The organism is Dactylosporangium sp. NPDC049140, from assembly GCF_040648435.1.
In genome coordinates, this window is sequence record NZ_JBEZDS010000037.1 from 52,386 (window position 1) to 71,422 (window position 19,037).

At 68.9% G+C, this 19,037-nt stretch carries 21 protein-coding genes and 4 pseudogenes; 13 read left to right on the plus strand and 12 right to left on the minus strand.

What is annotated here, in order from left to right:
- The first annotated feature begins 31 nt into the window (after nucleotides 1-31).
- The 3 genes from AB0B76_RS40845 to AB0B76_RS40855 are packed head-to-tail and all read left to right on the plus strand — an operon-like array spanning nucleotide 32 to nucleotide 1,819.
- Nucleotides 32-274: a hypothetical protein gene (locus AB0B76_RS40845; RefSeq protein WP_360385838.1), complete on the plus strand. Its 243-nt coding sequence runs from the start codon at nucleotides 32-34 to the stop codon at nucleotides 272-274.
- A complete protein-coding gene (locus AB0B76_RS40850) occupies nucleotides 258-1,199 on the plus strand; it encodes a sigma-70 family RNA polymerase sigma factor (protein WP_360385840.1) in 942 nt (313 codons plus the stop codon). Before AB0B76_RS40845 ends, AB0B76_RS40850 begins: the two co-directional genes overlap by 17 nt.
- Nucleotides 1,200-1,243: 44 nt before the next feature.
- Nucleotides 1,244-1,819 (plus strand): hypothetical protein, encoded by a 576-nt coding sequence (locus AB0B76_RS40855; RefSeq protein ID WP_360385842.1) that lies wholly within the window; start codon nucleotides 1,244-1,246, stop codon nucleotides 1,817-1,819.
- On the opposite strand, the gene AB0B76_RS40860 is transcribed toward AB0B76_RS40855, so the two are convergent.
- Genes AB0B76_RS40860 through AB0B76_RS40870 form a run of 3 tightly spaced genes read right to left on the minus strand, consistent with a single transcriptional unit; the run spans nucleotide 1,757 to nucleotide 3,182 of the window.
- The gene (locus AB0B76_RS40860) at nucleotides 1,757-2,380 is read right to left on the minus strand and encodes a 3-oxoacid CoA-transferase subunit B (RefSeq protein WP_360385983.1); all 624 of its coding nucleotides are present in this window, start codon (nucleotides 2,378-2,380) and stop codon (nucleotides 1,757-1,759) included. The genes AB0B76_RS40855 and AB0B76_RS40860 overlap by 63 nt on opposite strands.
- Nucleotides 2,381-2,397: 17 nt before the next feature.
- Nucleotides 2,398-3,057, minus strand: coding sequence for a 3-oxoacid CoA-transferase subunit A (locus AB0B76_RS40865; protein WP_360385844.1), 660 nt, complete (start codon nucleotides 3,055-3,057; stop codon nucleotides 2,398-2,400).
- Nucleotides 3,054-3,182: a hypothetical protein gene (locus AB0B76_RS40870; RefSeq protein WP_360385846.1), complete on the minus strand. Its 129-nt coding sequence runs from the start codon at nucleotides 3,180-3,182 to the stop codon at nucleotides 3,054-3,056. The genes AB0B76_RS40865 and AB0B76_RS40870 overlap by 4 nt, the downstream gene beginning before the upstream one ends.
- A gap of 69 nt (nucleotides 3,183-3,251) precedes the next feature.
- Between AB0B76_RS40870 and AB0B76_RS40875 the strand changes: the two genes are divergently transcribed.
- The 5 genes from AB0B76_RS40875 (at nucleotide 3,252) to AB0B76_RS40895 (ending at nucleotide 9,165) form a co-directional block, all read left to right on the plus strand.
- Nucleotides 3,252-4,190, plus strand: a complete 939-nt coding sequence (locus tag AB0B76_RS40875; protein ID WP_360385848.1) for a LysR family transcriptional regulator — start codon at nucleotides 3,252-3,254, stop codon at nucleotides 4,188-4,190.
- A 57-nt stretch (nucleotides 4,191-4,247) separates the two neighbouring features.
- Nucleotides 4,248-5,210, plus strand: a complete 963-nt coding sequence (locus AB0B76_RS40880) for an AraC family transcriptional regulator (RefSeq protein WP_360385850.1) — start codon at nucleotides 4,248-4,250, stop codon at nucleotides 5,208-5,210.
- A 156-nt stretch (nucleotides 5,211-5,366) separates the two neighbouring features.
- Nucleotides 5,367-7,169: an FAD-dependent monooxygenase gene (locus AB0B76_RS40885; protein ID WP_360385852.1), complete on the plus strand. Its 1,803-nt coding sequence runs from the start codon at nucleotides 5,367-5,369 to the stop codon at nucleotides 7,167-7,169.
- A complete protein-coding gene (locus AB0B76_RS40890) occupies nucleotides 7,166-8,227 on the plus strand; it encodes a maleylacetate reductase (protein ID WP_360385854.1) in 1,062 nt (353 codons plus the stop codon). The genes AB0B76_RS40885 and AB0B76_RS40890 overlap by 4 nt, the downstream gene beginning before the upstream one ends.
- A complete protein-coding gene (locus AB0B76_RS40895) occupies nucleotides 8,224-9,165 on the plus strand; it encodes an intradiol ring-cleavage dioxygenase (protein WP_360385856.1) in 942 nt (313 codons plus the stop codon). The genes AB0B76_RS40890 and AB0B76_RS40895 overlap by 4 nt, the downstream gene beginning before the upstream one ends.
- 20 nt (nucleotides 9,166-9,185) lie before the next feature.
- Here the strand turns inward: AB0B76_RS40895 and AB0B76_RS40900 are convergent, their stop codons facing one another.
- The 4 genes and pseudogenes from AB0B76_RS40900 to AB0B76_RS40915 all read right to left on the minus strand — a co-directional run bounded on the left by AB0B76_RS40900 (nucleotide 9,186) and on the right by AB0B76_RS40915 (nucleotide 11,125).
- Nucleotides 9,186-9,626: a hypothetical protein gene (locus AB0B76_RS40900; RefSeq protein ID WP_360385858.1), complete on the minus strand. Its 441-nt coding sequence runs from the start codon at nucleotides 9,624-9,626 to the stop codon at nucleotides 9,186-9,188.
- Nucleotides 9,627-9,633: 7 nt separating this feature from the next.
- Nucleotides 9,634-10,381, minus strand: a pseudogene (locus tag AB0B76_RS40905) (IS6 family transposase).
- 150 nt (nucleotides 10,382-10,531) lie between these two features.
- Nucleotides 10,532-10,810, minus strand: a pseudogene (locus AB0B76_RS40910) (FAD-binding protein); the annotation flags it as partial.
- Nucleotides 10,811-10,978: 168 nt separating this feature from the next.
- A complete protein-coding gene (locus tag AB0B76_RS40915; RefSeq protein ID WP_360385860.1) occupies nucleotides 10,979-11,125 on the minus strand; it encodes a hypothetical protein in 147 nt (48 codons plus the stop codon).
- A 91-nt stretch (nucleotides 11,126-11,216) separates the two neighbouring features.
- Between AB0B76_RS40915 and AB0B76_RS40920 the strand changes: the two genes are divergently transcribed.
- The 4 genes and pseudogenes from AB0B76_RS40920 to arsB form a co-directional block, all read left to right on the plus strand.
- The gene (locus AB0B76_RS40920) at nucleotides 11,217-11,594 is read left to right on the plus strand and encodes a metalloregulator ArsR/SmtB family transcription factor (RefSeq protein ID WP_360385862.1); all 378 of its coding nucleotides are present in this window, start codon (nucleotides 11,217-11,219) and stop codon (nucleotides 11,592-11,594) included.
- Nucleotides 11,595-11,624: 30 nt separating this feature from the next.
- Nucleotides 11,625-11,915, plus strand: a complete 291-nt coding sequence (locus AB0B76_RS40925; protein WP_360385864.1) for a hypothetical protein — start codon at nucleotides 11,625-11,627, stop codon at nucleotides 11,913-11,915.
- Nucleotides 11,816-12,190: a metalloregulator ArsR/SmtB family transcription factor gene (locus tag AB0B76_RS40930; RefSeq protein ID WP_360385866.1), complete on the plus strand. Its 375-nt coding sequence runs from the start codon at nucleotides 11,816-11,818 to the stop codon at nucleotides 12,188-12,190. Before AB0B76_RS40925 ends, AB0B76_RS40930 begins: the two co-directional genes overlap by 100 nt.
- Nucleotides 12,187-13,245 (plus strand): annotated as a pseudogene (arsB, locus tag AB0B76_RS40935) (ACR3 family arsenite efflux transporter); the annotation flags it as partial. The gene AB0B76_RS40930 and the pseudogene arsB, both read left to right, overlap by 4 nt.
- Before the next feature lie 203 nt (nucleotides 13,246-13,448).
- Here arsB and AB0B76_RS40940 read toward each other — a convergent pair.
- The 4 genes from AB0B76_RS40940 to AB0B76_RS40955 all read right to left on the minus strand — a co-directional run bounded on the left by AB0B76_RS40940 (nucleotide 13,449) and on the right by AB0B76_RS40955 (nucleotide 16,944).
- On the minus strand, nucleotides 13,449-14,138 hold the full coding sequence (locus AB0B76_RS40940; protein WP_360385985.1) for an IS6 family transposase: 690 nt from the start codon (nucleotides 14,136-14,138) through the stop codon (nucleotides 13,449-13,451).
- A gap of 150 nt (nucleotides 14,139-14,288) precedes the next feature.
- A complete protein-coding gene (locus AB0B76_RS40945) occupies nucleotides 14,289-14,651 on the minus strand; it encodes a hypothetical protein (protein WP_360385868.1) in 363 nt (120 codons plus the stop codon).
- A 100-nt stretch (nucleotides 14,652-14,751) separates the two neighbouring features.
- Nucleotides 14,752-16,515 (minus strand): DNA translocase FtsK 4TM domain-containing protein, encoded by a 1,764-nt coding sequence (locus tag AB0B76_RS40950; RefSeq protein ID WP_360385870.1) that lies wholly within the window; start codon nucleotides 16,513-16,515, stop codon nucleotides 14,752-14,754.
- 36 nt (nucleotides 16,516-16,551) lie between these two features.
- Nucleotides 16,552-16,944 (minus strand): hypothetical protein, encoded by a 393-nt coding sequence (locus tag AB0B76_RS40955; RefSeq protein WP_360385872.1) that lies wholly within the window; start codon nucleotides 16,942-16,944, stop codon nucleotides 16,552-16,554.
- A gap of 455 nt (nucleotides 16,945-17,399) precedes the next feature.
- On the opposite strand from AB0B76_RS40955, the pseudogene AB0B76_RS40960 reads away from it, so the two are divergent.
- Nucleotides 17,400-18,374, plus strand: a pseudogene (locus AB0B76_RS40960) (recombinase family protein); the annotation flags it as partial.
- 304 nt (nucleotides 18,375-18,678) lie between these two features.
- Here the strand turns inward: AB0B76_RS40960 and AB0B76_RS40965 are convergent.
- Nucleotides 18,679-18,993, minus strand: a complete 315-nt coding sequence (locus AB0B76_RS40965; RefSeq protein WP_360385874.1) for a transposase — start codon at nucleotides 18,991-18,993, stop codon at nucleotides 18,679-18,681.
- Between the last annotated feature and the right edge of the window lie 44 nt (nucleotides 18,994-19,037).

Consider the following 19,037-nt stretch of genomic DNA (forward strand, 5'->3'; position numbering starts at 1 on the left):
CCGGATCGCTGGAAGCCGCGCCCCCCGTACTGTGGCGAAACTGTCCACATCGGACATTCTAGTGTCGGACGCGCGCCAGGCGTACGCCGACGTGCTGCTGGCCCGGCTTGGCGAGATGGCGCCCGGCGATACCCGCAGGCTGGCGGCCTGGACCCGGGCGATCGAATGGTATCTGCCGATGTCGGTGTATCTGGCCCGCCGGTACGGTGGCCGCGGCGAACCCCTGGCAGATCTCACCCAGGTCGCCGCGATCGGGGTTGATCAAGGCGATTGACCGGTACGACCAGACCCGGGGCGTGCCGTTCGCCAACTATGCCGTCCCGACCATCGTCGGTGAGATCAAACGGTATTTCCGGGACACCGGCTGGACCGTCCGGGCGCCGCGCCGGCTGCAGGAACTCGGTCCGCAACTCGCCTCAGCCGGCGAGGAGTTGGCGCAGGTGCTGCACCGCTCACCGACGACGGCGGAGTTGGCCACCCGGTTGGGCGTCAGCAGCGACGACGTGGTGGAAGGTCAGCGGTGCGCGAACGCATACCGGCCACGGTCGTTCGAACAGCCGGCGCCAGGCGCCGACAGTCTGCTGCTGTCCGACGTCCTCGGCGGGCCCGATCCCGGGCTCGACGCGGTCGAACAGCGCGAAACGTTGCGTCGTGGCCTTGCCGCGCTGCCTGCACGGGAACGGCACATCATCGCCCTGCGGTTCGTCGGCGACATGACCCAGGCGCAGATCGCCGCAAGGATCGGGGTGTCCCAGATGCAGGTCTCGCGGCTGCTGACCCGTTCCCTGGCCCGGCTACGCGACGGCATGCACGACGACACCGACGGCACTCCACGCGTCCCGGGCCGGAAGGAAGCCAAGTACACCGCAATGTTCGACGCGGTGTTCACCGCTGTGGGCATCAGGATCGTGCGGACGCCGCCGCGGGCGCCGCGGGCGAATGCCTATGCCGAGCGGTGGGTACGAACCGTACGCCGCGAGTGCCTGGACCGGATCCTGATGTACAACCCGCGGCACCTGCTCACCGTCCTCGCGGGAGTACGTCGCGCATTACAACGAACACAGACCACATCAGGGACGCGGTCAGCGCCCTCCAGCCGTCGAGTCCTTGCCGGCACCGGTCACCGATCTCGCCACGGTCCGGATCCGTCGCCGGAAAGTCCTCAATGGACTCAACAACGAGTATTCCAGGCAGCGTAGCCAAGCCGAGTTTCAGAACGGTACACGCCAAGCCTGGTCAGATCTTGCTGGCGTGGCTGCTGGCGCAGAAGCCGTGGATCGGCCGGTTCGGCCGGGCCGCGCTGTCGGCCGGCGCGGTCGTACAGCTCGCCGGCCTCGCCGCGCTCGTGACCGTCCTCGTGCAGGGCTGGCCGCACGTCAGCCTGTGGGCCACCGCGGGGCCGCTGGCCCTGGCCGGCGCCGGGCAGTCGATACTGTTCGTCGGCCTCTTCCGCAGCGTGCTGGCCGACGTCCCGACGCACCTGGGCGGCGTGGGCAGCGGCGTGTTGATCACGCTGCAGCAGAGCGGCCTCGCGCTCGGCACGCTCTACCTGGCCCTGGCGGCGCACAACACCGCGCACGCGTTCGCCACCGTGGAGTACGTCCAGATGGGCATCGTCGCGCTGCTGGCAGTCGGCGCCGCGGCGCCTCCAGGCCGGGCTTTACGGGGTGATGGCCTTGAGCGCGACGGTGTACCAGATGGCTTACTTCCCACCCGAGCCCACGGGGCTCGCGGCGGAATGCACCGGCGGTATTACCTACCGCGTTGCGGGTGCGCGCAGCAAGGGCGCGGCGAGCTTCTCGTTGAGCTCGTCGAATGAGATTCCGAACGTCTCGCGTACGACGACGCCGTCGCGGGTGATGAGGAAGGTGGCGAGGTCGGTATAGACGCGATCGACGCACCCGACGCCGGTGAGCGGGTAGGTGCACTGGGGCACCAACTTCGGTGTCCCGTCCTTCGCGAAGAGGGTCATCATCACGTAGACGCTTTTGGCGCCGATGGCGAGGTCCATCGCCCCACCGACCGCGGGGATCGCGTCCGGCTCCCCGGTGTGCCAGTTGGCGAGGTCGCCGGTGGCTGCGACCTGGAAGGCGCCGAGCACGCAGACGTCGAGGTGGCCACCGCGCATCATCGCGAACGAGTCGGCGTGGTGGAAGTACGCCGCTCCGGGCAGTTCGGTCACGGGGGTCTTGCCGGCGTTGGTGAGGTCGAGGTCGATCTCGTCTGCGGTGGCTGCGGGTCCCATGTTGAGCATGCCGTTCTCGGTGTGCAGCACCACGCCCGAGCTTTCGGGTAGGTGGTCGGCGACCAGTGTGGGCTGGCCGATGCCGAGGTTGACGTAGGCGCCGGGCGGGATGTCCTTGGCGACCAGTGCCGCCATCTGGTGCTTGTTCAGGCTCACACTGCCACCACCCTGTCGACGTAGATGCTCGGCGTCACGACCGCTTCGGGGTCGAGATCGCCGGTCTCGACGACCTCGTGTACCTGGGCCACCACGAGCGTGGCCGCGGTCGCCATCACCGGCCCGAAGTTGCGGGCGGTCTTGCGGTACACGAGATTGCCCATCCGGTCCGCGCGGTGCGCACCGATGAGCGCGACGTCGCCCTTGATCGGGTGCTCGAGGACGTAAAGCCGACCGTCGATTTGCCGGATCTCCTTGCCCTCGGCCAGCGGTGTGCCGACGCCGGTGGGCGAGAAGAACGCCCCGATGCCGGCTCCCGCCGCACGCATGCGCTCGGCGAGAGTGCCCTGCGGCACGACCTCGAGCTCGATGCGCCCCTGGCGGTACAAGCCGTCGAAGACCCACGAGTCGGACTGCCGCGGGAACGAACAGACGACTTTGCGGACCCGGCCCTTCGCCAGCAGTGCCGCGAGACCGGTGTCGCCGTTCCCGGCGTTGTTGGACACCACCGTGAGATCCGAGGCGCCCTGCTCGATGAGCGCGTCGATGAGCTGCACCGGCATCCCGGCCATGCCGAAGCCGCCGACCAGGACCGTCGACCCGTCCTGGAACCCGGCGACCGCCTGGGCCGTGGTGTCGCAGATCGTGGTCCTCATGACACGTTGTCCAGCACGCCCTGCAGCGCGACCGCGGCGATATCGTCGGGGCACACCTCGGCGAGGGCACCGCCGAAGCGGCCGAACGGCGTGCGGGCCGCGGCGTAGAGGTAGGCGGAGCACATGCCCCCAACGTACGACGGCCCGTCCATTGGATCCAATACTGAATCTTGCACAATTGATAACCTGAATGCATGGAACTGCGGCAGCTGCGCTCGTTCGCTGCGCTCGCCGAGGAGCAGCACTTCGGTCGAGCCGCGGCGAGGTTACACATCGCCCAACCGGCACTGTCCCAGCAGATCAAGCAGCTTGAACGTGAGCTCGGCGTCGGGCTCGTCGACCGCACCACCCGCCGGGTGGAGCTGACCAAGGCTGGTCGCCGCTTCGCCGACCACGCCCGTGCCGTGCTCGCGTCGGCCGATCGGGCGTCGACCGACATGGCGCTGGTCGCCTCCGGCCACGCAGGACGGGTGTCGGCGGGCTTCATCGGCACCTCGACGTACGACCTACTGCCCCTGGCGGCGCGCGAGGTGCGCAGCGAACTCCCGGACGTGCAGCTCGACCTGCACGGGGAGCTGCTCAGCCCAGCCCTTGTGGCCGGGCTGCTCGACGGCACCTACGACCTCGTGGTGCTGCGGCCCGACGGGGTGCAACGGCGCGGGGTCGAGATGCGCACGCTGCGCCGTGAGCCCCTGGTGGCGGTACTGCCGGATCGGCACCCGCTCGCCGGGCGGCGGAGCATCGACCTCGCGCACCTGGCGGGTGAGCCGTTCGTCATGCACTTCTCGGGCCACCGCTCGTCGATGCACGAGCATGTGCTCGCCGCCTGTGCCTCTGCGGGCTTTCGCCCCACCTCGGTCATGGAGGTCGGCGAGACCGCCACCCTGGTTGTCTTTGTGGCGGCTGGCCTCGGCGTCGCGCTGGTGCCCGAGCCGGTGCGGAGCCTCGCCCTCCGCGGCGTCTCCTATGTGGCACTCAACGGCGCATCGACCGTTGACCTCGGCCTTGCGACCCGAGCGGGCGAGGGATCCCCCGCCGTCCGCCGGGTCGCCGAGATTGTCGCTCGCAGCGCTGAGCTGCGCGGACACCCTTCTCGGCCGGCGCCGGCGGCGCGAGCCCGCGGCGACACCTGAGCCGGGTGCCGGGTTTGTCCAGGAAGACGCGGCGGACACCACGGCTAGACTGTGACGATGGCGGAGATCACGCCTCCGGCGCCGGTGGCGTTCTCCACCGCGGGATTGCCCGAACGGCAGCGCGTCGAGTTGTGGGAGAGCCACAACGCCGAGGCCCTCATCGGCCTGCGCTGTCGCACCCTCACCGCGGCCGTGCTGGAGGCGACCGAGATCAACGTGCAGCTGGAGCGGATTCACCTCGCCCGGGTGCGCGGCAACTCCCACGTCGTCGAGCGTGACGAGACACTGATCAGGCGCCGGCCCGCCGAGTCCGTCGCGCTGTTCTTCAGCCTGGTCGGGGAGGCGTTCTTCTACCACGACGACGGGGTCCGAACCGTCCAGCCCGGCGAGATGCTGATGTGCGACGCCGACCGGCCGTTCATGCGCGGGTTCTCCCACGGGCTCGAGGAGCTTGTCCTGAAGATCCCGCACGCGGTATTCGCCGACGTCACCGGCGTCGACCATGTCGCCCGCCCGACGGTGGTGAACTTCGCCGCCGGTGCCAACTCCGTCGCCCACGCGCTCGCCCGCGAGGTCGGCGCCGCGACCAGATCCGACGACCCACGCCCGGCCAACGAGGCTGCCCTGCTGGAACTGGTCGCCGCGCTCGCCGGCGCGGACCGCGACGCCCTGTCCACTGCACACCGCGCCGCCGCACAGACCTACATCGACCAGCACCTCGCCAACCCGGCCCTGAGCGCACCTCAGGTGGCCGCGGCCGTCGGCATCAGCCCGCGGCACCTCTCCCGGGTCTTCGCCGAAGCCGGCACGACCGTGCCCAAATACGTCCTGGCCCGCCGCCTGGAGGCCGCCCGGAACCTCCTGGAGAAGCCGACGGCGGCCACGATGACGATCGCCGGCCTCGCCCATTACTGCGGGTTCACGTCCGCCGCCCACTTCTCGAACGCCTTCAGGTCCCACTTCGGGGAACGCGCCACGGACGTCCGCCGGCGGGCCCTGTTCTCCCGGACGCTGGACTGACCCACACCGTTTCGCCTTCCGGGCTACAAGCTTGCGTGGATCGGCCATCGCATCGGGTTCTGGCCGAGATGAGCGTCACATGTCGACGCCGCGGTTGCGACTGCTGACACTGGCTCGCTAGGCGCCGGCGCACGACCGGCCCGAGGGGATGTATCGATGCCCGTGTTCAACGACGGCCAGAGTGAGACCGAACTGCCGACGTCCGCGGCGGTCGAGACCGACGTGCTGATCGTCGGATCCGGACCGGCAGGGTCGGCGGCCGCGCTGTTCCTGTCGACCCTGGGTGTCCCCAACATCATGATCACCAAGTACCGGTGGACCGCGAACACCCCTCGGGCGCACATCACCAACCAGCGGGCCATGGAGATCTTCCGAGACATGGGGATCGAGGACCAGGTGCTCGCCGACGCCACCCCGCACCACCTCGTCGGTGACACCGTGTTCTGCACCTCGATCGCCGGTGAGGAGATCGGCCGGATCCACACCTGGGGTACCAGCGCTGCGCGAGAGGCCGACTACCAGCTCGCCTCGCCGTGCCTGACCGTCGACATCCCGCAGACCTACCTCGAGCCGATTCTGGTCAAGAACGCGACGATGCGCGGCACGCAGTCACGGTTCTCCACCGAGTACCTGTCCCACACCCAGGACGCCGACGGCGTCGACGTCCAGGTCCTGGACCGGCTCACCGGCACGCGGTACACGATTCGGGCGAAGTACCTCATCGGCGCCGACGGCGCGCGGTCGAAGGTTGCCGCTGACATCGGGCTGCGGTACGAGGGCGCCATGGACATCGCCGGCTCCATGAACATCACCTTCAAGGCCGACATCAGCGCCTACTGCAACCATCGGCCTTCGGTGCTGTACTGGGTCATCCAACCCGGCTCCAACGTCGGCGGCATCGGCGCCGGCCTGGTCCGCATGGTCCGCCCGTGGAACGAGTGGCTGATTGTGTGGGGCTACGACATCAACGACGAGCCTCCGGTCGTCGACGAGGCCGCCGCGACCCAGATCGTGCGTAACCTGCTCGGCATGCCCGACCTTGACGTGGAAATCACGGGCACGTCGCTGTGGGGCAACAATGAGATGTACGCCGCGCACCTGCAGTCCGGACGAGTGTTCTGCGCCGGTGATGCCGTCCACCGGCACCCACCGAGCAACGGGCTGGGCTCCAACACCTCCATCCAGGACTCCTACAACCTGGCGTGGAAGCTCGCTGCGGTGCTCAGAGGTCAAGCGTCCCCCTCGCTGCTGGACACCTACTCCACCGAGCGCGCCCCGGTCGCCGAACGCATCGTGAAACGCGCCAACAAGTCCAGCCGCGAGTTCGTGGACCTGTTCGTCGCGCTCGGCGTCACCGAGGCCAAGACCGAAGAGGAGATGGTCCGCCAGATCGAGGAGCGCAAGGCCAACACCCCCGCGGGGGCAGCCAAGCGCGCCGCCCTGGTCAAAGCGATGGAACTGAAGAACTACGAGTTCAACGCCCACGGCGTCGAGCTCGGCCAGTGCTACGAGTCCAGCGCGGTCGTCTCCGACGGCACCCCCCGGCCCGAACCCACCCGCGACCCGGACCTGTACTACCAGGCATCGACGGTGCCGGGTTCGCACCTGCCGCACGCCTGGGTCGGCAACAACAAGCGGAAGCTCGCCACGATGGATCTCGCGCCGTACACCCGGTTCACCCTCATCACCGGCATCGCCGGCGAGGCCTGGGAGAACGCCGCCGCGACGGTCGCCCATGCGCTCGGCATCGACCTGACGACCGTCATCATCGGCCCCGGCCGTGAGATCACCGACCTCTACTACGACTGGTCCAGGCTGCGCGAGATCGACGAGAGCGGCGCTCTGCTGGTGCGCCCCGACAAGCACATCGGATGGCGCGCCGCCGTGCTGCCCGCCGACCCCGAGTCCGCACTGCGCGACGCGTTGACCCAGATCCTCGGCCTGGGCAGTCGCGCATGAGCCTGCGGTTCGAGCACGAGACACTCGGCCAGCGCATCCGGTTCGCCTCCGGCGGCGCAGCCCACGCGGTGGGGGAGGAGGTCACACGTCTGGGCGCCTCCCGGGTGATGGTGATCGCCGCACCCGCCGAGACGGCCCTCGCCAAGCAGATCACCGGCGGGCTCCCCGTCGTCCTGGTCCACGACGAGGTCGCGATGCACGTCCCGGTCCCGGTCGCCGAACGCGCCCGAGCAGCTGCCGCCGAGTACGACGTCGACGCGATCGTCAGTGTCGGCGGTGGCTCCACCACCGGCCTCGCCAAGGCGATCGCGCTCACCGCAGGCGTACCGATCGTCGCGGTGCCGACCACGTACGCAGGCTCGGAGGCGACCAATGTGTGGGGGCTGACCGAGGGCGCTCGCAAGACCACCGGCGTGGACCCGCGAGTACTGCCGCGCGCAGTCGTCTACGACGCGGCCCTGACGCTCTCCCTTCCGGTCGACCTGAGCGTCGCATCCGGATTGAACGCGCTGGCGCACTGTGTGGACTCCATGTGGGCGCCCCGCACCGACCCGATCGACGCGGCGCTGGCCGCCGAGGGCATCCGCGCGCTCGCTTCCGGCCTCCCACAGGTCGTCCACGACCCCGAAGGGCTGCCCGGCCGGGAGGCGGCGCTCTACGGCTCGTATCTGTCGGCGGTCGCGTTCGCCTCCGCCGGGTCCGGCCTGCACCACAAGATCTGCCACGTCCTGGGCGGCATGTACGGCTTGCCGCACGCCCCGACCCACGCCGTCGTGCTGCCCTACGTCCTCGCGCTCAACGGGCCGGCCGCCCCCGCCGCCGCCGACCGCATCGCGCGAGCCTTCGGCAGTGACACCGCCATCGAGGGCCTGCAGGCCCTGCGTCGGCGCCTCGACGCGCCCCGGGCGCTGCGTGACTACGGACTCCACGAGGCACAGATCCCGGCAGCGGTCGAGGCGATCCTGCCCGTCGTGCCCGACACCAACCCCGCGGCCGTCACCACCAACGACCTGCAGCGCCTCCTGCACGATGCCTGGGAAGGAGCCGACCCCCGATGACCGCCGACACCAATCCGATCAGCGCCGACACCGACGCTGCCAGCAGCGTGCCGCCTGAGGTCTCGCAGGACCAGCGGGCCCGGGAGGACGAGTTGGTCGGGCGGGTCCTGGACTCGTTCGATGCCACGCCCGACGCCCGGCTCAAGCAGATCATGCGGTCGCTGGTGACCCACCTGCACGCGTTCCTGCGCGAGGTGCGCCTCACCGAGCAGGAGTGGAAGCAGGGCATCGACTTCCTCACCGCCGCCGGCCACATCACCGACGACCGGCGCCAGGAGTTCATCCTGCTCTCCGACGCTCTGGGCGCCTCCATGCAGACTATCGCGATCAACAACCAGGCGTACGCGAACGCGACCGAAGCGACGGTGTTCGGGCCGTTCTTCATCGACGACGCCCCGCACGTCGAGCTCGGCGGCGACATCGCTGCCGGCGCCACCGGCCAGCCGTGCTGGGTTGAGGGCACCGTCCGCGACACCGACGGCAACCCGGTCCCCGGCGCCCGGATCGAGGTATGGGAGGCCGACGAGGACGGGTTCTACGACGTCCAGTATGACGACGACCGCACCGCCGGCCGCGGGCACCTCTTCAGCGGCGAGGACGGCAACTTCCACTTCTGGGCCATCACCCCCACGCCGTACCCGATTCCCCACGACGGCCCGGTCGGCGCGATGCTCGCCGCAACCGGCCGCTCCCCGATGCGCGCCTCGCACCTGCACTTCATGGTCACCGCCGACGGCCTGCGCACCCTGGTCACACACATCTTCGTGCGCGGAGACGAGCTGCTCGACCGAGACAGCGTGTTCGGGGTGAAGGACTCCCTCGTCAGGGACTTCGCCGAACAGCGCGCCGGCACGCCGACCCCGGACGGCCGCGACCTCGACGCCCGGCCGTGGTCACGCGTCCGCTTCGACATCGTGCTCGCACCCGCACCCAGCTGAACCGCCGCGCCAGCACGATGTCAGACCCTGCCGCCGCGGAGCCGGGGACCCAGGACGGCGAGCCCGACGCCGACGACGAGCGCGCCGCCCTGAGCCATCTGCTGCCAGAAGGTCGGCACGCCGAGCAGCGTCAGCCCGTTCTGCAGGCCGCCACGGAACACCACGCCGAGCAGGACGCCGAGCAGCGTCAGCCCGTTCTGCAGGCCGCCAAGGAACACCACGCCGAGCAGGACGCCGAGCAGCGACCCGCTGCCGCCGGTGAGTGCCACGCCACCGCGCAGGACGGCGGTCAGCACGGTCAGCTCGAAGCCGAGCCCGGAGGTTCCGGCCGCGACGCTGTCCGGTGCGGATGCCTTGACGGCGACGGCGAGCCCGGCCGTCGCGGCCGTGAGGACGAACAGCATGAACGGGATGCGGCGCACGTCCACGCCGGAAAGGTAGGCGGCCTCGCGCTGTTGCATTTGGCGATCAGGAGACGTGGTTCAGCCGGTGTTTCCGGTTGCAGATGGCGGCGGCGAGTTCGGTGAGCGCCGCGGTGATGCGAGGCCCGCGTGCGGTGTCGAGGCCGAGTTCGTCGTGTCCGCGGCGAACGTTCTGCATGCAGGCGTGTCCGGCGCTGATCACGGTGGCTGTTCGGTCGGTGCGGAGTCCGCGTATGGGTTTGAGCCGGTGTTTGAGCTGGCTGTGGTCCGCCTCGATCCGGTTGTTGGCATAACGCGCGACGTGCTGCCACGCCGACGGGACCAGCTCATCGAACACCGCTGGATGGACAGCGGCGGCGTCGGTGACGACCTCGCTCGGCGTCGCCTTCAACGTGGCCAAGGCTCGGCGGAGGAACCGGCGGGCCGCGGCGGCGTCGCGGCGGGCGGAGACGAGCACGTCGATGACCTGGCCGTCCTGGTCGGTGGCGCGGTGCACGTACCGCCGAACGCCGTGGACCTTCACAGACCTTTCGTCGACGAACCATCTGCCGCCGGGCGCGTGCCGACAGCACCGGGCGGCGTCGGCCAGCAGCGGCATGAACCGCTGCACCCACCGGAAGATCGTGACGTGGTCGACCGCAACGCCACGCTCGCAGGAGTTCCTCGACATCGCGGTAGGACAGGTTGTAGCGCAGGTAAAGCCGAACGGCGACCACGATCACCTCCAGCGGAAACCGGAACCCGACGAAGGCAGCCTGCGGCGGCGAGGGCGACTGCCGACTTGGGAGCTTCACTGCTCCTGCCTGCCTCGATCTTGCCGAACGACGAATGCAACAGAGCCGGTCGCTCTGCTGACCGAGCGCATCAGGCGGACATGGCCGCTTCGTGGCGGTGTCCGCCGCGGTCAGTCGGAAGACGAGGGCTGTAGCCAGACCGCCGGCATACGCGCGATTCCACAGGCCGCCGGTGTCCGAGCCGGCCGTGAGGAGGCCGTCGAGCGGTTGGCCGTTCTCGCGTAGGGCGCGTGCCTGGTCGTCGATGAGCACGCCGTGGAACGGGAACGTGATGGCCGGCGCCGTTTCGATCACGTAGTACGGCGGTTCGTCGAGCGGCAGGCGGTCGAGTTCCCGGCCCGGGGTCAGGTCCAGACCCGCCGATGCGCGCTCGTTGAACTGTCTGACGCCGTTGCGAACGGCCTCGCCGCGGTACCCCCACTGCCGCACCGATGCGGCCAGCCCGACGGGGCCAGCGCCGGGATGCCGGTCTGTGTCTGCGTCTCGCTCATGGCCATGCTCCTTCAACGAAGGTCGGTGGCACAGGCGGGATGGATGTCGGTCGGTGGGCCGGGATGCGAATGGGTCGCCGGCTCGACGATCTGTGGTGCGCTCTGGTCAGCGCGGGCCGGTGATGGCGGTGGGGTGTGTGCGCGTCGCCTCGATGCGGGCGTGGGTCCGCTGCTCGGCGGTGGTCACTTCGGCGCAGTCGTCGCAGAACCGCACCCCGGAGCGGGTGCTGGAGCGGCGAGTGAGTCGGAACATGTCGGTCTCCCTGATCATGACGCCCAGGCTGTCTCGACGTCTGTCGAATCAAACAGTTGCACGCTGATTTGAGATCTGTCAACCTAGAAGCATGTCGAAACAGTCGGCGGTCCTCACCCTCACCGACCTCAACGCGAGCGAGCCCTGCTGCAGCCCGATCGCGCAGCAGCGCATCCAGGCCGAGACGGCGGCGATGCTCGCCCCGGCGTTCAAGGCCCTCGGCGACCCGGTCCGGCTGCGGCTGCTGTCGATGATCGCCTCAGCTTCCGAGGGCGAGATCTGCGTCTGCGATCTCGCCCCGGCGTTCGACCTGTCGGGACCGACGATCTCGCACCACCTGAAAACCCTGCGCGAGGCCGGTCTGGTCGACGCCGAGCGCCGCGGCACTTGGGTGTACTACCGAGCCCGGCGAGGCCTGATGCGGCAGTTGGCTGCCCTGCTCGCCGTGGAGGAATCCACCAACGTGTAGCCCACGAGACGGAAGGTTGGTCGAACGACGATGCCTGGTGCAAGCGCGCAGACCTCGCCGGTCAAGGCGCTCAACGCCAACTGGATTGCCGGTCCCGACGGCACCGACGGCCGGTTCGAGCTCATGATCGTCACCGAGGACGACCAGCAGCACACGATCTGCCCGAGTCCGGCGTCGACGACCGCACTGCTGGCGCTCGCGCAGGCCGACACGATCCTGCTGTGGGACCCGGACAATCGGACGCTGATCGCCGCCAACGTCGTCGGTACCTGGCTGGCCAGAACCGGGGCAACCAGGGTCACTGTCACCGCAGACCGCTGACAGGCCTTCCATCGATCCGTGCGCAGATCATCGAACGACTCGCGGACGGCCCGGCCTGCACGTGCCACCTCGTGGAGGACACCGGCGCAAAGCAGCCCAACGTGTCCAACCATCTGCGTGTGCTACGCGAAGCCGGGCTCGTCGTGGCCGAACCGCACGGCCGCTACACGTACTACCGGCTGCAGCCCGAAGCGTTGCAGGCCGCCGCCGCGCAACTCAGCCACCTGGCACAACGCGCCCGGACCAATGCCCAGAACCGCCGGGAGTGTCCATGAGTACCGCCGAGCTGACCAGGACGTCCGACCCGACGGCGGTCGCGCGCCAGTCGCGTCTTGATCGGCTCCTGCCGCTGTGGATCGGTATCGCCATGGTGGCCGGTCTCGTCCTCGGCCGCGTCATCCCCGGCCTCAACAGCGCCCTGGAGGCCGTCAAGATCGGCGGTATCTCCCTGCCGATCGCGGTCGGCTTGCTCATCATGATGTACCCGGTGCTGGCGAAAGTCCGCTACGACCGCCTCGACACCGTCACCGGCGACGCGCGCCTACTGATCTCGTCACTGCTGCTCAACTGGATCATCGGGCCCGCCGTCATGTTCGCGCTTGCCTGGCTGTTCCTCGCCGACCACGCCGAGTACCGCACCGGCCTGATCATCGTCGGCCTCGCCCGCTGCATCGCCATGGTCATCATCTGGAACGACCTCGCCTGCGGTGACCGGGAAGCCGCCGTCGTCCTCGTCGGACTCAACTCCATGTTCTAGGTCATCGCCTTCGGCCTGCTCGGCTGGTTCTACCTCGCCGTGCTGCCCGGCTGGCTCGGCCTGCCCGGCGCCGAACTCAACATCTCGGCCTGGGACATCGCTCGCAACGTCCTGATCTTCCTGGGCATCCCGCTCGCGGCCGGCTACCTCACCCGCCGCTTCGGCGAACGTACGAAGGGCCGCGCCTGGTATGAGCAGCGATTGCTGCCCAGAATCGGCCCGGCTGCGCTGTACGGGCTGCTGTTCACCATCGTCATCCTCTTCGCGTTGCAGGGCGAGGCCATCACCAGCCAACCCCTGGACGTCGCCCGCATCGCACTGCCGCTGCTGGCCTACTTCGCCGTCATGCGGGCTGGCTCGTACTTGCTCGGCAAGGCCATCGGCCTCGGCTATGAGCGCACAACCACGCTGGCGTTCACCGCTGCCGGCAACAACTTCGAGTTCGCCATCGCAGTGGCGATCGGCACCTTCGGCGTCACATCGGGCCAAGCGCTCGCCGGTGTCGTCGGTCCGCTCATCGAAGTTCCGGTTCTGGTCGCCCTCGTGTATGTGTCCTTGTGGGCCCGCAGGCGCTACTTCACCCCGGCCGGCAGCCGGCACGACGTCATGAACTGCCTCGACTGCGGTGCCGAAGGTGTCGTCGGTGTATGCGCCGACTGCGGTGCGGCCGTCTGCCGCGACCACGCTGTCGTCAGGCCGGTACGGCTGACCCGCACGATGGGGCGCTGTTGCGTTGAGGGATCGATGGACGCGTCGAACTTGTCCTCGTTCCGAGGTCAGATCGCCCAGGCGAGTTCGGCAAACGCCGCAGCGACCCGCATTGCTGGCGGGGTGTCGACGGCGAGTTCGTAGTGCCCGCGCCGCAGGTTCTGCATGAAGGCGTGCCCCGCGATGACCACCTGCGTTGTCTTGTCTGTTCGCAACCCGCGCATTGGTCTCAACCGGTGTTTGAGCTGGCTATGATCTGCCTCGACCCGGTTGTTGACGTACCGCTCGACGTGGTGCCATGCGGACGGGATCAACTCGTCGAGGACGGCGGGGTAGATCGCGGCAGCGTCGGTGACCACCTCGCTGGGTTTGACCTTCAACGTTGACAGCGCCCGCCGGAAGAACCGCCGAGCTGCGTCAGCATCACGGCGGGCCGAGACCAGCACGTCGATGACCTGCCCGTACTGGTCGACAGCCCGGTACACGTACCGCCAGACTCCGCTGACCTTGACGTAGGTCTCATCGACGAACCACCTGTCGCCTGGCGAGTGGCGGCAGAACCGAGCCGCATCGGCCAGCAGCGGGGTGAACCGCTGCACCCACCGGTACACGGTGACGTGGTCGACCTTCACGCCACGCTCGACCAGCAACTCCTCGGCGTCACGGTACGAGAGGCTGTAGCGCAGATACCAGCGGACCGCGACGACGATGACCTCGGGCGGGAACCGGAACCCGGCGAACGCCGACTTCGGAGGCAGCCACGGATCAGGTCGGGTCGATGACCTCACCCGCTCAAGTCTGCCTGGATCTTGCCGACGCACAACGCAACGGCGCCTCCAGTACCGGCCCGACCTGATCGACGGCTTCCTCGCCCACACGGGTCTGACCGTCGGACAGACCGTGCCGGATCAGGACCCTGGCGACCCACTTCGCCGAGACCGCACCAGATCCAGATACTCCTCGCCAGCCACACCGAAGTTCACCCACCGATCTGCCGCTGCGCCGGCGAGTCGTTCGGCCAGCGCGATCGCCTGCTCCTCGTCGGTGCTGCAACCGAGTTCGCGACCCTCACCGACGTAGTCCTCGTCCACTGGATCCAGTGACGGGAACTCGGGCAGGTCACCGAACCGGTCATCATCAAGGTCCTGCACCGTATGCAGCGAGATCCGGTACTGCCCACCCATCGGGCTGACCGCAACCCACCGCACGGCAGCCACACCGTCGACCTCAACGCCACCCAAGAACTGCTCGATACCGCTGCCGCTGCGCAAGGCGCCAACCGCGAACTGCCGGCGTGCGCTGCAGCACGGCCGTGTCATGCACGACCTGGTCGCCGGTGAGACCGGCACCCAGGTCGGGCGCCGCCGCGTTTTAGCCGTCGAGCGGACCGCCCGGATCGTCGAGCGGGTGCGGCAGCGCGGCCGCCTGCCGCCGGTGGGCCGGCGAGCGGCGGGCCGGACGCGGCTCCGGCTCGTCATAGATCTCCTCGAACTCCTCGTCCACGCCGAGGATCGGGTCCTCGACCCGGCCGAGGGCCAGGTCACGTAGCTGCCGCCACCGGTGCGGGATGCGGCTGATCGGTGTCGCGGTGACGACGAGCAAACCGAACAGTGACAGCAGGATGAGCAGCGGCAGCGCGATCCACGGAGTGAGCGCCGCGTCGATGGTGCCGCCGCCGAAACGTCCCAGCAGCCCGCCGGCCTCGTCTTGAGCCGGGGACCTTGCCGGCCGGCCGGCGGCGATGTGGGCGAGGCCGGCGCCGCCGATGAACAGCGCGGCCCAGCCGACGATGCCACGGCCGCGGTTGTCTTCGTCTGGGGTGCTACGCATCCGAGCCACCGCATTGAGGAGCAGTAGCACCGGCAGCGCGTTGGCGAGCGCGCCGAAGGTCAGCCGCATTGCTGTGGCCAGCCAGCTCGTGACCGGATCCGGCGTGCGGAACCACAATGCCGCGGCGAACAGCACCGCAAGGCAGATGAGTGCCAGTCCACCGCCGTCGCGGCGGTGCTCGGGGTCCAGGTCGCGGGTGCTGGCGGCCTGCCGGCCCACGACGCGGGCGGTCCAGCCGACGCCGTGCGCGACCCCCATCCAGAGCGCGATTACACCTCGGCCGAGCAGCCCCAGGGGCGTGGTGACGACCGCACCGCCGCGACGGCGGACCCTGGAGGAAGGCCGGGCGGCGTTGGCCTTCTTCGCGGGTGTCGCGCTCTTCACGGGCCGGATCGGCGGCTTCGACTCGGCAGATCGGGCCTGGGACGGCGGCAGCGGTGGTAACGGGCGCTGCGGGGCGGGCTGAGGCATGGCCGGTAGCGGTTGCATTGTTGCCGTTCCGACCGGGTTGGCTGGCACGGCCGGGGGCTGCGGCGGCGGCGTGATGGGGGCCGGGCGGTAGGCCGGATTCCGCGTCAGCGCCAGCTGCGCGGCTGACCTGTAATTGACCTGCTCGGGCCTCGGAAGATCACGCGCCCGCAGCATCCCGTTCAACTGCTCATGGATCACGCCCAGGCTCAGCAACTCCGGCCCGTCGGCGATGCCGTTGCGGAGCAACTCCAACAGCGCACCGCTGAACGCCGTGTACCGCTCGCCCTCCGGTGCAAGCGCGGGCTGGTTACGAGCGGTCGCCGTCAACACGTACACGCCGTCGATCTCCACCAGCCCGCCGACCTGCGCACTGGACATCGTCGGGATTGCGCGGCCACTGAAGCAGCAGTCAAGAATGACGACACGGGTCTTGGCTCGGACGAACCCACTGGCCACCAGCAGATTCCGGAGATCGTCGTACCGCAGCGCGCTGAGTGCTGGATCCTCGGGATCGGACTCGGGCAATGCGAGAAAGAGTTCACCGCTCGTCCGACCGGCAATCCCATGACCTGCGAAGTAGACGATCAACGTGTCGTCCGCCGCACGCGCCAACTCGCGCACGGCTCGGCTGATCGTGAGCGGACTCGCGGGTTGGTCGATGATGCGGCAGTTGACCGGCTGGATGCCGCCGTACCGCGGATCGGTCAGCGCCGCCGCGAGCCCCGCCAGGTTGTTGCGCACCGCAGGCAGGTCGGGAAGGTCTGGTGAAACGTATTTGCTCGTGCCGATTAGGAGAACGGAAGATCCGTCACGACGCGGGAGACGCACCGTCATCGTCCGCAGCTGCCCGTCGATGGAGATGACGATCCATCACGATGCAGCCGCACCGTCATCGCCTTCAGCCGGCAGTTGCACCGCCGTCTCGCGCGTCAGCACAACCTTCAAGATCGCCTCAGCATTGTCGATACGTCGGGCGTCCAGCTCAATGGTCTCGCCTTGCGCGGTGGTCACCTTCAGCCGGACGTCCGAACGGCGGGGCTGCGCGAACCACACCCGAAGGGATGCAGCCAGCGCGGTAACTGCCCCGCCACTCGCCAGCGCCACCGACAGCACGTCGCTGACCGCCCCCATCTCGCCAGTCCGGGGCTGGACGATATTGCGGCGGACCGCCCCGCGCAGGTCGAAATCGCTGGTCAACCAGCTCTCGAGATCCTCGAGCACGGTCTCGTCGGCTGCTGAGCCAGCGCGAAGATCAACAATCAAAGGTACCTCCAGGACGAGACACGCCAGCCTTACATCCGGACCGTCGCATTGGCATCGTTCGCTCGGGCAGTTCCGCCATCCGGACGTTCCTCACCGCTTTTGATATGCAGGGCTTCGGGTCTGTCAAATTAACGGCTCTGGCGCAGAAACGGCGGTGCCTGCCGGTCTTATGCGAGCAGGGTTCGTTGGCGTAGGAGAGCGAGGCCGGCTCGGCCGTACCTCCACCGCGCGGATATTCAGGTCGTCACCTCGACGGTAGCGACTCGTGGCCAGGATGCCAGCCGGCCCCGTTCGCTGGGCCATCACGGTCAGATCGCACAGGTCGTCCGGCTTGCTCTGGCCTCATGGGCGTTAGGTGAACACGTCTCGCCTTCCCTGCTCTGACTCGGAGCTCCTCGTTGGCTGCTATTCCGGATTCCGCTGGTGCTGATCTCTTGGCGTGTGGGGTGGATGAGGTGCGGCCGGCCGGGCGTTCGTGTCGGCGGACCCCGGACGCGACGGGTGGCTTGCGGTTTGTCTTCTACGGGCGGGTGTCGACGGCCGATTTCCAGGAGCCGGAGTCGTCGCGGCGGTGGCAGCGGGATGTTGCCGAGGAGTTGATCGCGGGTCATGGTCGGGTCGTGGCGGAGTTCTTCGATGTCGACCGGAGTCGGCGGTTGCCGTGGCGGGAGCGGCCTCGGGCGGCGGCGTTGCTGGAGTCGTTCGCAGATCCGGATCGTGGGTTCGATGCGGTGGTGGTGGGGGAGTATGAGCGGGCGTTCTACGGTGACCAGCTGTTGTCGATGGTGTCGTTGTTCGAGGCGTCCGATGTGCAGTTGTGGTTGCCGGAGGCGCACGGCCGGATCGACCTAGGGGATCCGTCGCATCGGGCGTTGGTGATGTTGTTGGGTGCGCAGTCGAAGCGGGAGGTGTTGCGGGCTCGGTCGCGGGCGTTGGCGGCGATGCGGGCGCAGACTCGTGAGGAGGGCCGGTTCCTGGGTGGTCGTCCGTTGTACGGGTACCGGCTGGTGGATTCCGGTCCGTATCCGAACGCGAAGCACGCGAAGTGGGGTCGGCGGTTGCGTCGCTACGATCCGGATCCGGCGACGGCGCCGACGGTGCGTCGGATTTTCGCGGAGCGGCTTGCCGGGTGCAGTACGTCGAGGATCGCGGCGGGTCTCAACGATGACGGTGTGCCGTGCCCGTCGCGGGTGGACCGGGAGCGCAACCCGCACCGCTCCGGTGCCGGGTGGGCGTTGACGACGGTGCGGGCGGTGCTGAGCAACGCGAAGTACACCGGCAGGCAGGTGTGGAACCGTCAGCCAGGGCGGTACACGCCGCCGCATCTGCCAGGCCCGTTCAAGACGCAGCGGTGGGCCGGCACCGATCAGTGGGTGATCTCCAAACACCTCGCGCATCCGGCGTTGGTGTCCGAGGTGGACTTCATCGCCGCGCAGCAGATCACCGCGCTTCCGGCGCCGCGCGATGATGGAGTGCGGGAGTACCGGCTGGCGGGCCTGTTGCGCTGCCGGTCGTGTCGGCGCCGCCTCGATTCGTGCTGGTCGCATGGTCGTGCCGCGTACCGTTGCCGGCACGGCCACACCAGCGCGAAACTACGCGTTGGGGGAGGGGCGTCGAACCTCTACGTCCGCGAGGACGTGATGATCGACATCATTCGCAGGCTGCTACCCGACCGCAGCGCCGGCTGGACCTGCCTGCAGATGGTCCAGCATCTACGCCGTCGCCGGCTCGTGGTCAGCTGCGCGCCGCGGACAGGTCAAGCCGGCCCGCGGCGCGCAGCTCGGCCAGGATCAGCTCGTGCAGCTGCTGCCAGACGCCGGCCTCATGCCACTCCTTCAACCGTCGCCAGCACGTCGCACCGGACGCCCCAGACGCGGCCGTTGGCAACGCATTCCACGAGACCCCGGTCCGGGCCGCGAACAAGATGCCTTCCAGGACGGCCCGGTCCGGGGTCCGGGCCCGGCCCGGGTAGCGGTGTCGCCGCTGCCGCACCGGAATCAGTGGCTTCACCCGCGACCACAGCTCGTCCGCGAGCACTGTGTGAGACACCACATGAGTGTCGATCACCTTGATCAGCAACCCAATCAGACACA